This window comes from Streptomyces phyllanthi, from assembly GCF_009377205.1.
GTDB classification, from domain to species: domain Bacteria; phylum Actinomycetota; class Actinomycetes; order Streptomycetales; family Streptomycetaceae; genus Streptomyces; species Streptomyces phyllanthi.
Genome location: NZ_VJZE01000052.1, coordinates 1 through 15,059 on the forward strand (window position 1 = coordinate 1; position 15,059 = coordinate 15,059).

Below are 15,059 nucleotides of genomic sequence, written 5' to 3' on the forward strand. Positions count from 1 at the left end.
GCTGAGGGCTCACCTACCCCCTTCGCGCCCCCGAGTACACCCCGAACTCCAAGAAATCCGGCGAAAACCGAAGAACCAGTCGATGCACGACAGAGTCAACTGCCTAGACTGGTCCATGACTTCGTCGCACTCAGCGCGTCCACTCATAGCGATCATCGGCAGCGCCGACCCCCACCGCACCTTCTCTCCTCCGCTGAAAGCCGCCGATCTCGCTCCTGAGGCATGCCGCCAACTGGGCATGGAACTCGCCCGCGCCGGCTGCGACCTGGCCGTGTTCTCGAGCAGCCCCGAGTACATCGAGACCGATGTCGTGGCCGGCTACGCGGAGGCCTGCAGCGAGACGCAGCCCGGCCGCGTGGCGGCCTATCCGCCCCGTCACCGCGATGTCGACTTCGGGACGGCGCCGGACGCCCACCTACGTATGGAGATTCTCCGCGACACGAGCGGCGAGTGGGAGGTTGCCTTCTACCACACACTGCTGACCTGCGACGGCGTGCTGCTGATGGGGGGAGGCCAGTCGACCCGAGTGGCGGGGATCATCGCGCTCGCACAGCGCCTTCCCCTGGTGCCGGTGGCCTCGTTCGGCGGCGGGGCCGGTCAGGTGTGGGTCAACTTCGACAAGGTCCGCAACGACGCCGATGACGCGGACATCCGCCTCATGGGCGACAACTGGTCCTCGGGGTCCGCCGCGCGTCTGGTCGCCTGCCTCCTCAGACAACGGGAGCGGAAGCTGAGGAACATGGAGGAGCACGAGCGGGGGCAGCGCACGGCGGCCCTTCGTTCGGCCCGGGGGCTCGCCGTGTCGGCCGCCTGCATGGTGGTCTCCCTCGTGGGACTGGTGACGGCCGGGCGACCACAACAGGCCGACGTCCGGGATCTGGTGGTCCTGGTGGGCGCTCCCCTGGCGGCCTCGGCGGCCGGAGCGATCCTCCGCAACTCGTTCGAGAGCGACGTACGCTGGGGGCGCGCCGCCGTACGGGGACTGGGGGCCGGACTGGTCTCCGTCCTCCTGTACTTCGCCTCCCAGCTGCTGAGCGTCCCGTCCCTGCTCGACGACCTCGATGTGCGCCGGCTGCTCTTCTTCACCATTCCGCTCGGCTTCACCGCGGGGTTCACCTTCGACGTGGTCTTCGAACGCCTGCGCTCCGGAGCCGGGGGCCCGGCACCCGTACAGCCTCCGGACCCCCTGGCGCCGGGGGCCTCCCGGCCGCCGAGCGGAGACAGTCCACGGGGGTGAGGGCCTGTGTCATATCCCCGGCCGGATCAGCGTGCGGCGTCCGGTGCGTGCGATCGCAAGGCGCCGGAGTGCCCTCGATGGGGGTCCCCCCGCTCGAGCGAAGCCGAGAGTGGGGGAGGAGTCACGTGGGCGTTTCGGCAACGCGGCGAGCGTGCGTGCCAGGCGTCGCGCGCCCGGCCGGGGATATGACACAGGCCCTGAGGGCCCGCGGGGCAGACCATCAGGCATACAGCCTGGTCACAGCGGTGCGAGGGGGCCGGGACAGCGCCGGCACAGCCACCCGGGAATGTGATGCACGTCTCATGACGGAGATCCGGCGCGCGCTCTCCGCGCCGCTCCCGTCCGGTACGTCCCGCACCACCCGTACGACCTGCGGAACTCCAACTCGCGCCGTTATCACGGGAGTTGTGGACCGGAAGGTCTCACGGCGAGATCACAGTCCGCTCGGCTCCCTCCTAACTTCGGCCCATTCCTCACACAGTCTTCAGGTCAAGCATCCCCGGCCATGACCTACAACACGGAGCCCACCTCCGGGGCTGACCGGACCCGCAAGGGCAAGCACAGCGTGAACGGCGAAGCCCAGGCCGGCCGTACCGAGGGCGGGCGGAGCGCGGCCCGCAAGGGCAAGGGCCTGCACCGGCGTCAGTTCCTCGGCGGTATGGCCGGCGCCGGCCTAGCGGCGGTGGCCGCCGCCGGAACGGCCTTCTCCCTGCTGACCGAGGCGGGACGCAACAAGGCCGGCGCCGCGACCAACACCGCCACCCTGACCGTCCCGGACCTGCTGGAGGGCACCAGCTCGGACGGCACCACCACCTTCACGCTGTCGGCGCAGTCCGGCACCAGCGAGGTGGTCAGCGGGGTCACCAGCTCGACCGCGGGCTACAACCAGTCGTTCCTCGGCCCCACCATGAAGTGGACCAAGGGTGACACCGTCCTGCTGAACATCACCAACAACCTCGACGAGGACACCAGCGTCCACTTCCACGGCGCCCACATCCCGCCCGACATGGACGGCGGCCCCCAGAACGCCTTCGCCGCCGGGAAGACCTGGTCCCCCACCTTCGAGGTCCTCGACGAGGCCAAGACCCTCTGGTACCACCCGCACGCCCTGGGCACCACGGCCGAGCAGGTCGTGCACGGCATGGCCGGCCTGATCATCGTGGAGGACGACTCGGACGCGTCCGCCGCGCTGCCCGGTGAGTACGGCGTCGACGACATCCCGATCGTCCTGCAGTGCCTGGCCGCCGACAGCGCCGGTGACATCAAGTACAACCTGACCGGCTATCTGAGCGGGAACCTGAGCTACCCGGTGCTGTGCAACGGCACCAATGTCGACGACACCACACTGACGTTCACCGCCACCAGGACCCGTACGCGCTTCCGGGTCCTCAACGCCTCACCGTCCGACATCATCACCATCCAGCGCGGTGACGGCGGCACGCTGACCCAGATCGCCACCGAGCAGGGCTATCTCACCTCGGCCACCGAGGTGGCGAGCATCAGGCTGGTCGCGGGCGGCCGCGCCGAGTTCGTCATGGACCTCAGCGACGCGGTCACCCTGCAGGCCGTCATCACGACCGGGTGGGTCCGCGGCGGCAGCGGTACGTACGACTTCCTCACCGTCACCCCGGACGCCTCGGACACGCCCGACGACCTGCCGTCCACGCTCAACACCATCGAGCGCTACGACACTTCGGGCTTCACCGCGCGCGAGATCACGCTCGACCAGGACGGCCTGGAGATGGCGATCAACGGCGCGGTGGGCACCACCATGGACTCGATGGCGACGATCATGACGACCCTCGGTGCCGAGGAGATCTGGACGATCACCAACAACACGATGCTGGAGCACTCGTTCCACCTGCACGACGTGCCGTTCCAGCTGATCGAGATCAACGGCGAGGAGCCGACGGGCGTCGACCTGGGCTGGTTCGACACGTACGAGGTCGTCGGCGGCGGCAGCATCAAGATCGCCATGAAGTTCACCGACTTCGCCGATGACACCTACATGTACATGCTCCACTGCCATCTCCTCCAGCACGAGGACGAGGGGATGATGGCCGCCCTCATGGTCATGGAAAGTTAGGACGGAAGGGGGTGGCCGCGACGGACCGAGGGGCGGCCACCCCGCTCTACTCCTCCAGCGACAACGCGAACACATGCGCCCTGGCCGTCCCGGAGGGCGCGGTCAGGGTGATCGTGGTGAGCTGCCTGGTCGCGTCGAGGGCGATCGACTGGTGGAAGACGGCCGCCTTGGTGGCCACGGCTCCGCCGCGCGTGTGGATCTGGCCGGTGGTCACCGCCTCGCTCTCGCCGTTCTCGGGGCCGGACGCCAGCCAGCCGGTGAGGGCGAACCGAGCGTCCTCGGTCGTTCCGTCGGCGTACCGGACCACCGCCGGGACGGTCACGGCCGCCGTGTCGCCCGCGCCGAGCACATGCAGCTTCGTGTAGGCGCCGGGTGGGACGGCGATCTCCTGCCCGGCCGCCACGACGTTGTTGTTCGTGCCCTCGCTGCCGTTGGTGAAGAGGAAGGCGATCCCGTTGTCCGTCGTCTCCCCGGTCTGCGGGAGCTGGGCCATGGGGTACGTGCGGCCGGTGCCGTCGAAGTCCCCGTCGCCGTAGTACATCTCGGTGGTGATGCCGTCGTTGTCGAAGTGGGCGGTGAGGTCGACCTGGGTGGCGGTCCCGCTCTGCGGGGGTTCCGGCAGTCCCCACGGGTCGGCGGGCACGGTCACCCTCACCGGGGCGATCCGCAGGTCGGGACGCGAGCCGGCCGGGTGGATCACTGCCTCCGCGTCGCGTGGCAGGTCCAGCTCGACCACGCCGTCGCCCAGATCGCGCCAGGCGGGGGCCGGTCCGCCGGCACCCGCGACCGAGACCCGACCGCGCAGGGAGTGGCGTATCCGGCACGGCTCCCCGGCGAGGCTGCGTACCCGTACCCAGCGGGTGGCCCCGCCCCGGCGGACGGCGCTGACCAGGAACGCGCCCTGAGTGCGGAAGTCGTGCAGCGTGACGTCGCGCCAGGCGCCCGGGACCGCCGGGAAGACGCGGATCGTGTCGCCCCAGCTCTGGCACAGCATGTCGTGCAGGCTCTGCGCGGCGGACAGCGGTGTCTCGATGACGGGCCCCGCCTCGTAGTACATGGTGTTGGGCTGCACGAACCGGTCGACCAGCTCCCGCAGATACCTCAGCGCGTCGTCGCCCCGGCCCATCTGGGCGGTGATCGAGGCGGCGCCGGTGAAGCTGTAGCCGCGCAGGGCCCCCTCGAAGCCGATCCAGTGGTTCAGCGAGCGTTCGATCAGGTCGCGGTGCTCGGGCTGCTCCCAGTTCACGAGGTGGAGGGGGTAGACCGAGAGCATGTGGGAGTAGTGCCGGTGGGACTTGGCGAACGGGACCCCGGCTCCGATCATGAAGCCGTTCTCGTCGACCGGGTAGTCGGTCAGTTTCTCCAGCACCTCGCGCCACCTGGGCGCCAGCTCGTCCCGTATGCCGAGCAGGCCGGTGGTCTCCAGCAGGGTCGTACAGCTCCAGCGCAGCAACGCCAGGTCGTAGTTGCAGTCGGGGGCGTTGCCGTACTCGGGCGAGTGGGTCGGCGGCAGGTGCAGTCGGCCGTCGTCTCCCTCGTGGAGGAAGTGCAGGTAGTAGTTGACGGCGCGGCGCAGCAGTGGGTACAGGACGTCCTCCAGGACGCCCCGGTCCATGGTGTGGCGGTAGGTCAGCCACACGTTGTGCAGCGCCCAGGGCAGGTTGCCGACCTCCGGGGAGCTGCCGACGCCCGGAACGGCGACGGTGCCGCTGGTGTCGCAGGTGGCGTCGGTGGCCCGGCGCACGCCCGCCGAGTCGGACCGGTACTCGGGGCGCAGGGCGCCGATCAGGGTGTCGGTGTTCTCGGCGAGGGTGCGCGGGACGGCGTCCAGCTCGAGGTGGTTGGAGCCGTGCACCGCCCAGTACTCCAGCTGGACGTTGAGGTTCCACCACACGGCCGGCCAGGGCGTGGACTCCAGCCAGGGACCGGTGGTCGCCATGATGGGCGCGTCCTCGCGGGCGGCGGAGGCGAGCTTGTAGAGCTGGATCCAGTAGAAGCTCTGCAGCATTCCGTCGGGGACGGAGAGGAAGCTCTTGCGGTAGAAGCGGTGCCACCAGGCGCGATGGGTGCGCAGCAGGCTGGAGACGGGCAGCGCGGACGCCTTGCGGACGGCCGTTCTCGCTCGGCCCTCGGCGTCGGTGCCGGGGTGGGAGTGGGCGACGGCCAGGACGTACACGCGTTCGTCGCCTCGTGTGTGTTCCCGGTGGGCCGTGACGGTCTGGCCGCCCGCGACCAGTGACTGGACGACGACGCCCGTGCCGTCCGGCTCGCGCCTGGTCACCGGGGCGGGGTTGGGTTCCAGGCCGGCCGGTGGGTTCTCCCGGACGATGCGCGGGCTGACGGCGGGCGAGGGCACGAACTCCCAGCGGAAGTCCCGCTCGCCCGCGCTCGGGCGTGCGGTGACGAGCAGCAGCGTGCGGTCGTTGTGGACCAGGGCGCGTAGTTCGATGGTGCCCTTGTCGGTGGTCACCGTGCCGCTGACCTCGGCGTTCCACAGGTCCAGCCGCAGGTCGGCGCCGTTGATGGTGCCGACGGGGCGCAGGAGGAGATTGCCGACCGGGAGGCGGGCGACGCCCCAGTGGTGGCCGAACTGCGGCCGGTGGTCCTGCACTTCGCTGTGGTGGACGGTGAAGCGCAGGGCGTTCACCCCGGGCTCCCGGTAGACGAGCGAGCCGAGCAGGCCGTTGCCGAGGAACGGGCCCTCGTACCAGGCGCGCGGCAGTCGCTTCCAGCGCGGGTCCTGTCGCGCGAGGAAGTCCCGCCACTCGCGATCGGTGCGCATACCGGTGAGGGCCACGGGGCCGATGTCCAGGTGCGGTGGGGCGGCGGGCCCGTCCGGTTGGGCGACGGCCGGTTCCGTGACGCCGATTCCGGTCGTCGCTCCGGCGGCGGCGCCCACCGCCACACGGCTCAGGAATCCCCGTCTGCTGACTCCCATCATCGATCTCCCGTCGTGGGTGCGAAAATTGATCCGATGACTGGCTAGTCGGGAGGGTAGGAAGCAGCTGATGGTGCGTCAATATGGCGCACGCCTCCACTAGTCATCCGATGACTGACGCCACAGCTCACCCATGGCCCGTCGGCGGCGCACTGCTCTCCCGCACCACCAGCTCCGTCGCCACCTCCACCCGGGTCGTCTCCGGCTGCTCCCCGGACAGCAGCCTCAGCACCATCCGGGCCGCGAGCGCGGTCATGTCGGCCAGGGGGGTGCGGACCGTCGTCAGCCGTGGGGTCACCCAGTCGGCGAACGGCAGGTCGTCGAAGCCGACCACGCTGACGTCGGCGGGGATCCGCAGCCCGAGCTCCGCGGCGGCCCGGTAGGTGCCCAGCGCCTGGTGGTCGCTGCCCGCGAAGACCGCGGTCGGGCGCTCGGGCAGCGCCAGCAGCTCCAGCGCGTGCCGGTGCGCGAGATTGTGGGTGAAGTCGCCGTAGCGCACCAGAGCCGGGTCGAAGGGGAGCCCCGCCTCCTCCAGCGCCGAACGGTAGCCGTCGACCCGGGCCCGCGAGGTGAGCCGGCGCTCCGGGCCGCTGATGATCGCGATCCGGCGGTGGCCCAGCTCGACGAGATGGCGGGTGGCGGCCAGCCCGCCGGGCCAGTTGGTGGCGCCCACCCACGGCGTCCCGGGCGCGGGCTCGTCGATCGGCGCCACCAGCGCGTACGGGATACCGAGGCGCCCCAGCTCCTCGTGCTGGTCCGGTGTCAGCTCCGGCACCACGAGGATCGCTCCGCGGGTGGAGCGGGTGGCCAGCGAGTCCAGCCACTGCCGGGCACGCCTGGTCCGGCCATGGGTGGCCGAGACGACCAGCCCCATGTTGGCGTCGTGCAGGACGTCCTCCGCGCCGCGGATCAGCTCCACGGCCCAGGGGCTGTCCAGCTCATTGATGACGAAGTCGATCAGACCGCCGGGCGGTGCCGCGGTGGCCGCGGGACGGTGTTTCGCCAGATAGCCGTGCTGTTCGAGGAGTCGCTGCACCTTGGCCCTGGTCTCCGCCGAGACATCGGATCTGTTGTGCAGCACTTTGGAGACGGTGGAGACCGATACGCCTGCCTGCTCGGCGATTTCGGCCAGCGTGCGCCGCCTTCCTGGGTCGGATCCTGCCCGAACCGTTGACGTCATCGGATGAATCTCCTACGTTTCCGAAGCGGTCGCGAGTTGCGAAAACTATCGCAACCCAACCTCCGGGAGTAAAGGTGATCCCTCGATGAAGAGCTGGCGCGCCGCTTCCCTGGCCGCCGCCGCGGCGCTCGTGGTCTCCGGCTGCGGAGGCACCGGCGGCGGCAGCGGCAATTCGGGAGACGGCAAGGGCGAGTTACTGGTCTGGGTGGACAACACCCGTACACCGGCGGCCCAGCAGTACAAGAAGGCGCACCCGGACCTGAAGATCCGTATCGTCACCATCCCGCCCGAAGCGGGCTATGTCCCCACCAAGGTCTCGCTCGCCAACCGCGCCAAGAGCGGATGGCCCGACGTCGTCTTCCTGACCAACCCCGCCGAGGCCGCGACACTCGCCAGTGAGAAGTTCGGCTACGCGGCCCCGCTCGACGAGCTCGTGCCGAAGTCGGTCCGTGACGGCTTCGCACCCGGCTCACTCGACACCTGCACCTTCGGCGGCAGGACGTACTGCCTGCGCAACGACATCGCCCCCACCGTGCTCTGGTACGACGCCACCCTGATGAAGAAGTACGGCTACCAGGTCCCGAAGACCTGGGCCGACTACGAGCGGACCGGGCTGAAGGCGGCCAAGGAGCATCCGGGGACCATCGTCGGCGCGATCAACGGCAAGTACGGCGCCGGCACCTACTTCGGCAGCAGCGGCTGCCCCACCCGTGACACCCTCAGCCTCACCGAGGTCGACATCGACCTCACCCGGAAGACCTGCACCCGGGTCGCGGACCTGCTCCAGCCGATGGCCAGGGCGAAGGCCGTCACCACCGTCGTCCCCACCGACCCCGCCTTCGCCAAGCTCGGCCAGGACGACAGGATCCTGATGCTGCCGGGGCCCGCCTGGTTCGGCGACTTCATGTTCGGACCCGCCTTCAAGATCCCCGAGGGCCGGATCGCCGCGGCCCCCATGCCGACCTGGCCCGGCGAGACCACGTCGTACGCCGGACAGGTCGGCGGTGGTGCCTTCCTGGTCTCCGCGCACGCCGGCGACCGTACCGAGGCAGCCGCGGACCTGGTGCGCCGGCTGACCACCGACGTGGCCCTCCAGGCGAAGCAGCCCACCTACCCCGCCTTCACGGCAGCCGCCGAGAGGTGGGGCGAGGCCAAGGCGAAGGACCCGTACTACGCCTCCGACCCGATGCCCGCCCTGAGCGCGGCGGCGAACGCGCTGCGGCCCGGCTTCGGTGCCGTCCGCTACGAGGCCGACTGGCAGACGAGCTTCAACGACACGGTCGGCAGGGCGGCCGACTCCGGCGGCAATCTCCGTAAGGCGCTGGCGAGTTGGCAGGACAAGCTCGACGCGGCGGCCGAGACCAGCGAGTACACGGTCGGATGAGGACACTGAGCCCGCCCCGTCCGACCACAGTCGCCGCCGCCGCACCGGTCGCACCCCGGCGCCACAGGCGCCGGGGCCGCAGCACCGCCGCCGTCTGGATCCTCGTCAGCCCGTACGCCGTCTTCCTCACGGTCTTCGGACTTGCGCCCGCCGGATACGCCCTGTGGACCTCCTTCGTCCATGACGGCTCCTTCTCCGGCCTGCGCAACTGGGCGGCGGTCTTCGACGACTACCGGCTCGGCGAGGCGGCGGGCAACGTCACGGCGTACCTGCTGCTGTGGCTGCCGGTCCTGCTGCTGACCGTGCTCTCGCTCGCCTTCACCCTGCACGCCCGGCCAGGCAGGGCGGCCGGCGCGCTCCAGCTCGTCTACTACCTGCCGGGCGCGGTCACCGGCTCGGCGGCGGCCCTGCTCTGGCTGTTCATGGTCAGCCCGGACAGCAGCCCCTTCGGCCCGCTGCTGAGGCTGCTGGACGTGAGGACCGCCACGGACGCGCTGTCCGGCGGCAGCCTGATCGCGGTCCTCGCCGTGATGGGTGTCGCCGTGCACGCGGGCGGCTGGATCGTCGTCCTGTACGGGGCGCTCACCGCGCTGCCCAAGGACGTCCTGGAGGCGGCGCAGGTCGACGGCGCCTCGGCCTGGCGGACCATGTGGCACGTCAAGCTGCCGATGGTCCGCACGTACGTCGCCTTCGTGCTGATCTCCAGCTTCGCCTCCGGCAGCCAGGTCTTCGTCGAACCGACCGTGCTGTCCACCGGCGCACCCGGGCAGATCAGCCCCACCTGGTCCGTCAACCAGCTCGCCTATGTCTACGCCACCCAGGACGGCGACTTCGGCAAGGCCGCCGCGCTGTCGCTGGCCATGCTCGCGGTCGGACTGCTGGCCGCCTGGATCGTGATCACCCGCACCCGTATGTACGCCACGGACACCACGAAGGCCGGGTGAGCCGGACCATGACCGCTCTGTCCCGCGGCGCCCGTGCCCTGTTCCTGCTCGGCGCCGCCGTCTTCTTCGGACTGCCCCTGCTCTGGCTTCTCCTCGCGCCCACCCGTACGGCGGACGATCTGACCACCGGATCGCCGCTCGGCTTCGGCGCGCTCGGCAACGTGGGCGACGCCTGGTCGCATCTGATGTCGTACAACGACGGCGAGATCACCCTGTGGATCGGCAACTCCGTGATCTACGCGGCCGCCAGTGTCGTCCTCGCCCTGCTGCTGTGCGTGCCCGCGGGCTATGCCCTCGCCAAGCACGACTTCGCGGGTCGGCGCGCCCTGCTCACCCTCTCGATCGTGACGATGATCCTGCCGCCCGCCGCGCTGGTGCTCCCCCTCTACCTGGAGATGTCGGCGGTGGGCCTCACCGGCACGGTCTGGGCGGTGATCCTGCCGCTGTCCTTCTATCCGTTCGGCGTCTACCTCGCCTTCCTGCACTTCCAGGCGAACCTGCCCGACAGCCTGCTGGACGCCGGGCGCGTCGACGGCGCGAGCGAGCTGAGGCTGTTCTGGTCGGTGGGGCTGCCGCTGGCCCGGCCCGCGATCGCGCTGATCGCCTTCTTCGGCTTCGTACGCTGCTGGACGGACTTCTTCCTGCCGTTCGTGATGCTCTCGGACGACCGGACCTTCACCCTCCAGCTGGGGCTGATGTCCCTCCTGCAGTCCACCGGCGCGGTCAACAACTCCAGCGGCTTCGCCGATCTCGACATCCACCAGTCGGAGGCCGCTCTGGCCGGACTGGTGGCCTGCGCGCCCCTGATGATCGGCTTCGTCCTCGCCCAGCGCTTCCTGCGCACCGGGCTGCTGGCCGGGGCGGAGAAGGGCTGATGCGGCTGATGCGCCAAGAACTCCAGGGCCGGGTACGGGACTTGGTGGCACCCCTGGTGCCGTACTTCAGCGCCGGGCGGGCTCGTGTACGGCTCGGGGTGAACACCGCCCTCCACGAGGACACCGCCGCCGAACTGGAGTCGTTCGCCCGGCCGTTGTGGGGGCTCGCCCCGCTCACGGCGGGCAAGGGGACCGTGCCCCACGCCGAGTTGTGGCTGCGGGGGCTCGCCCATGGCAGCGATCCGGCCCACCCCGAGTACTGGGGCGAACCCCGCGACCGGGACCAGCGCATCGTGGAGATGGCGGCGATCGGCTTCGCGCTGGCGCTCGCCCCGGAGCAGTGGTGGGACCCGCTGAACGGCCCGGAGCGCGACCGGCTGGGGCGGTGGCTGCTCAGCGCCCTGCCCCGCGGGACGGCCGACAACAACTGGCACTTCTTCCCGGTGCTGATCGCGCTCGGGCTCGACCGTGTGGGCGTGCCGTACGATCGCTCGGCGATCACCGCCCGGCTGGCGCGCCTGGAGACGTTCTGGCTCGGCGACGGCTGGTACGCGGACGGCCCCACCGAGCGGCGCGACTACTACGTGCCGTGGGCGATGCACTTCTACGGGCTGCTGTACTCCCGGCTCGCCGCGGACGGTGAAGGGTACGGCGAACGCTTCCGCGAGCGGGCCGCCCGGTTCGCGCTCGACTTCCGGCACTGGTTCGCGGACGACGGTGCCGCCGTCCCGTACGGCCGCAGCCTCACCTACCGCTGGGCGCAGGCCGCGTTCTGGGGCGCGCTGCCCTTCGCCGGGGTGGACGCGCTGCCGTGGGGCGAGGTCAAGGGGTATCTGCTGCGGCATCTGCGCTGGTGGGAGCGGAGGCCGGTGACCGGCACCGACGGGCTGCTGTCCATCGGGTACGGCTATCCGCAGCCCGCGCTCGCCGAGCAGTACAACGCGCCGGGCTCGCCGTACTGGTCGCTGAAGACGTTCCTGCCGCTCGCGCTGCCGGAGGAGCACGGGTTCTGGACCGCGGCCGAGAAGCCGGTCCCCGCGCTGCCCGCCGTCCATGCCCAGCCGCACGCCGGAGCCGTGCTGATGCGCGCCTTCGGTGATGTCACCCTGCTCGCCGGGCGCCAGCACCACGCGTGGGTGCGGCACGGGGCGGAGAAGTACGCCAAGTTCGCGTACTCGTCCCGCTTCGGCTTCAGCCTTCCGAACGGCTCGCTGGGGCTCGCGCAAGGGGCGTACGACTCGATGCTCGCGCTGAGCGACGACCATGGGGCCCACTACCGGGTGCGCGAGGAACCGGCCGGCCCGGAGACCGAGGGCGGCGACACGGTCCACTCCACCTGGCGGCCCTGGCCGGACGTCGAGATCACCACCTGGCTGACGGCCGCCCCGCCCTGGCACCTGCGCACCCACCGGGTCCGGACCGCCCGCTCGCTGCACACCGCGGAGGGCGCCTTCGCGGTCGACCGCGACGCGGGCGTGGAACGCGAGACCGGAACCGGATACGCCGGTGCGTCGGCGCCGGCGGGATTCACCGGCGTACGGGACCTCGACGGACTGCGCGAGGGCGAGGTCATCGACTGCCTCCCCGGCACCAACGTCCTCGCGCGGCGCACCGCGCTGCCCGCGCTGACCGGTCGGCTCGAGCCCGGCGAGCACTGGTTGAGGTGCGCGGTGCTGGGCGCCCCCGACGGCCGGGAGGCCGAGGCGGCCTGGCTGAGACCACCCCCGACCACCGGAGGAGGGACATGAGACCGAGAAACCTGTCCGTACTGTCCGTGCTGGCCGCCCTCGCGGCCCTTCTGGTCACACCCGCGCCGGCGCAGGCCGCGGCGTCGGGCGCCGGGCGCGCGTACCACGTCGCCCCCTGGGGCGGTGAGGGCGCCCGCGGCTCGGCGGACAGACCGCTGCGTACCATCGCCGGCTGCCTGAGCCGAGTCCGCCCCGGCGACACCTGCCTCATCCACCGCGGCACCTACCGCGAACAGCTCACCCCGCCCTCCGGCACCGAGGACGCGCCGATCACGATCGCCGCGTACGGGGACGGCCCGGTGACCGTCGACGGGACCGAGCGGGTGACCGGCTGGAAGGACGCGGGTGACGGGCTGGTCGCGGCCGACACGGACCTGCCGCCCGATCCGGACTTCAACGCCGTGTTCCTGGACAACGGCCGTGCCCCCGAGGGCCGTTGGCCCAACTCCGGCCCCGATCCGCTCAACACCACCTGGGCGCAGGCCGAGTCCACCTCCACCGATCAGCGCATCGACGACCCCGATCTGCCCGACGCCGACTGGACGGGCGCGACCGTGCATCTGTGGGCGGGCTCGAACCCGTGGGCCCAGCAGACCGGCACGGTCACCACCACCGCGTCCGGCAAGCTGGACTTCAGGGGCGGCAACTACCGCTGCCCGCCCCTGTGCATGGGCAACCAGAACTACCGCAACTACTATCTCGTGGGCTCCAAGGCGGCCCTCGACCAGCCGGGAGAGTGGTATTACGACGAGACCGCGCACCGGCTCTATCTGGTCCCGCCGAAGGACGGCATCGCCGGACACACGGTGACCGCCAAGCACCGGCTGTGGGGCGTCGACCTCAGCGGGAGCTCGCACGTCACCGTGCGGGGGCTGAACCTGTGGGGCACCTCGCTGCGAACCGGAGACGACAGCACGGGAGTCGTGGTCGACCGGCTGCGCGCCACGTACGTCTCGGAGTTCTCCACCCTGCCCATGCCACCCGACAGCGATCTCGCGATCCCGCCCTTCGAGGGCCATATCGTCGCCTCCCGGATCCTCGACTCGGGCGTGCAGATCCTCGGTACCGGCAACACCCTGAAGAACAGTGAGATCTCGCAGTCCGCCGGAAACGGCGTCCTGCTGCGCGGCACCGGCAACACGGTCACCAACAACTACATCCACGACGTCGGCTGGATGGGCAGCTACACCCCCGGCATCGAGATCAACGGCACCGGCCACACCGTCACCCACAACACGATCCGGCGCACGGGACGCGCCTCCATCGACACCGCGTGGCAGCTCAACGGCACGGAGTTCCACGACAACCGCATCGCCTACAACGACATGTCCGAGGCCATGCGCACCTCCCGTGACGGGGCGCCCTTCTACGTCTGCTGCAGCCTCAACGCCTCCGGCAGCTCCATCGACCACAACACCTCGCACGACGCCGACGGCCAGGTCGGCTACTACATCGACAACTACTCCGGCCGGTTCCTGATGCACCACAACGTCGCCTGGAACACCGGTCAGCGGGGTACCGCCTTCAACGGCCACGCGGGGCCCAGCGTCGGCAACCGGGACCACAACTCCAGCTACGGTGTGGGCATCAACGGCAGCTCGGTGCAGGTGTCCAACGCCACGGACGCCTCGGACACGTACATCAGCAACATCGTCGGCCCGGCCGCGATCCACGTCAGCCAGACCGGCGACCCGCTGCCCGTGGTCCGCTCCAACCTCATCACCGACAAGCCCGGCTACACGGACGCGGTCAACGGAGAGCTGTGGCCGGCGCCCGGCTCACCCGCGATCGACGCGGGCGAGACCGTCGACGGGATCACCACCCAGGTGCGGGGCTCCGCCCCGGACATCGGGGCGTACGAGTACGGCGAACCGATCTGGTCGAGCGGCTGCAACCTGCCGGGCTGTCAGCAGCGGGTACGGCACGGCACGTGGACCACGACCGCGCGCGACGGCTCGGACGCCTCGGCCGTCACGGACGGGGACATCAACACCCGCTGGACAGCGGCGAGTCCGCAGTCGCCGGGGCAGTCCCTGACCGTGGACCTCGGCGAGGCGAAGACCTTCGGGCGCCTCTCGCTCGACGCGGGACGCGACACCAGCGGCCAGCCGTACGGCTTCTCCGTCTCGGTCAGCCGCGACGGCACGCGCTGGGGCGAGCCGCTCGCCCGGGTCTCCGGGCGTTCCTTCACCCAGGACGCGGTGTTCCCGCGGCAGACCACCGCCCGCTACCTCAGGATCACGCTCACCGCGAGCGGACCGGTCCCCTGGGTCGTCAACGACCTGCGCCTGTACGGCGACGGGCCCGACGCGGCCACCACGCTCCAGGCCGAGCAGGCCACGGTCGTACGGGGGGTGCGGCGCGGCACGGCCGCCACCGGGGTGCTCGGCTCCGGCGACCGGGTGGGATTCCGCAAGGTGCACGTCGGCGGCGGGCGGCTCACCGTGCGCAGCGCGTCCTCCTGCGCACGCGGCTGTTCGCTCCAGCTGCGCCTGGACGCGCCGGACGGTCCGCTGCTCGGGGTGGTGCCGGTGCGGGGCGACGGGGACTGGCGGGAGCAGTCGGTGGACCTGAAGCGCGAGGTCACCGGTACCCGCGACCTCTATCTGGTGGCGGAGGGCGGACGACGGGTCGCTGCGGTGGACTGGCTGACGATCAGATCCTGAG

General features: G+C 70.8%; 9 protein-coding genes. 7 read left to right on the forward strand and 2 right to left on the reverse strand.

The genetic code is table 11. The features are described 5' to 3' along the window. The first annotated feature begins 115 nt into the window (after positions 1-115). Positions 116-1,237, forward strand: a complete 1,122-nt coding sequence (locus tag FNH04_RS10765) for a hypothetical protein (RefSeq protein ID WP_152782836.1) — start codon at positions 116-118, stop codon at positions 1,235-1,237. 505 nt (positions 1,238-1,742) lie between these two features. Further along, a complete protein-coding gene (locus tag FNH04_RS10770; protein ID WP_152782839.1) occupies positions 1,743-3,323 on the forward strand; it encodes a multicopper oxidase family protein in 1,581 nt (526 codons plus the stop codon). A 46-nt stretch (positions 3,324-3,369) separates the two neighbouring features. On the opposite strand, the gene FNH04_RS10775 is transcribed toward FNH04_RS10770, so the two are convergent. Both FNH04_RS10775 and FNH04_RS10780 read right to left on the reverse strand, forming a co-directional pair. Next, a complete protein-coding gene (locus FNH04_RS10775) occupies positions 3,370-6,261 on the reverse strand; it encodes a glycosyl hydrolase family 95 catalytic domain-containing protein (RefSeq protein ID WP_152782842.1) in 2,892 nt (963 codons plus the stop codon). Between the two features lie 127 nt (positions 6,262-6,388). Next, positions 6,389-7,441, reverse strand: a complete 1,053-nt coding sequence (locus tag FNH04_RS10780) for a LacI family DNA-binding transcriptional regulator (RefSeq protein ID WP_194236626.1) — start codon at positions 7,439-7,441, stop codon at positions 6,389-6,391. Between the two features lie 85 nt (positions 7,442-7,526). On the opposite strand from FNH04_RS10780, the gene FNH04_RS10785 reads away from it, so the two are divergent. Genes FNH04_RS10785 through FNH04_RS10805 form a run of 5 tightly spaced genes read left to right on the forward strand, consistent with a single transcriptional unit; the run spans position 7,527 to position 15,058 of the window. After that, positions 7,527-8,825 carry an extracellular solute-binding protein gene (locus FNH04_RS10785; protein WP_152782845.1) on the forward strand — a complete coding sequence of 433 codons (1,299 nt, stop codon included), beginning with the start codon at positions 7,527-7,529 and terminating at the stop codon, positions 8,823-8,825. Continuing rightward, the gene (locus tag FNH04_RS10790; RefSeq protein ID WP_152782848.1) at positions 8,822-9,769 is read left to right on the forward strand and encodes a carbohydrate ABC transporter permease; all 948 of its coding nucleotides are present in this window, start codon (positions 8,822-8,824) and stop codon (positions 9,767-9,769) included. The genes FNH04_RS10785 and FNH04_RS10790 overlap by 4 nt, the downstream gene beginning before the upstream one ends. An 8-nt stretch (positions 9,770-9,777) precedes the next feature. Beyond that, positions 9,778-10,644 carry a carbohydrate ABC transporter permease gene (locus FNH04_RS10795; protein ID WP_152782851.1) on the forward strand — a complete coding sequence of 289 codons (867 nt, stop codon included), beginning with the start codon at positions 9,778-9,780 and terminating at the stop codon, positions 10,642-10,644. Further along, a complete protein-coding gene (locus FNH04_RS10800; protein WP_228031273.1) occupies positions 10,644-12,392 on the forward strand; it encodes a DUF2264 domain-containing protein in 1,749 nt (582 codons plus the stop codon). Before FNH04_RS10795 ends, FNH04_RS10800 begins: the two co-directional genes overlap by 1 nt. Beyond that, positions 12,389-15,058 carry a discoidin domain-containing protein gene (locus FNH04_RS10805; protein WP_152782854.1) on the forward strand — a complete coding sequence of 890 codons (2,670 nt, stop codon included), beginning with the start codon at positions 12,389-12,391 and terminating at the stop codon, positions 15,056-15,058. Before FNH04_RS10800 ends, FNH04_RS10805 begins: the two co-directional genes overlap by 4 nt. Position 15,059: the final 1 nt, after the last annotated feature.

Coding starts and splice junctions, on each gene's coding strand:
- FNH04_RS10765 (WP_152782836.1), top strand. CDS start 116: ATGACTTCGTCGCACTCAGCGCGTCCACTCATAGCGATCATCGGCAGC.
- FNH04_RS10770 (WP_152782839.1), top strand. CDS start 1,743: ATGACCTACAACACGGAGCCCACCTCCGGGGCTGACCGGACCCGCAAG.
- FNH04_RS10775 (WP_152782842.1), bottom strand. CDS start 6,261: ATGGGAGTCAGCAGACGGGGATTCCTGAGCCGTGTGGCGGTGGGCGCC.
- FNH04_RS10780 (WP_194236626.1), bottom strand. CDS start 7,441: ATGACGTCAACGGTTCGGGCAGGATCCGACCCAGGAAGGCGGCGCACG.
- FNH04_RS10785 (WP_152782845.1), top strand. CDS start 7,527: ATGAAGAGCTGGCGCGCCGCTTCCCTGGCCGCCGCCGCGGCGCTCGTG.
- FNH04_RS10790 (WP_152782848.1), top strand. CDS start 8,822: ATGAGGACACTGAGCCCGCCCCGTCCGACCACAGTCGCCGCCGCCGCA.
- FNH04_RS10795 (WP_152782851.1), top strand. CDS start 9,778: ATGACCGCTCTGTCCCGCGGCGCCCGTGCCCTGTTCCTGCTCGGCGCC.
- FNH04_RS10800 (WP_228031273.1), top strand. CDS start 10,644: ATGCGGCTGATGCGCCAAGAACTCCAGGGCCGGGTACGGGACTTGGTG.
- FNH04_RS10805 (WP_152782854.1), top strand. CDS start 12,389: ATGAGACCGAGAAACCTGTCCGTACTGTCCGTGCTGGCCGCCCTCGCG.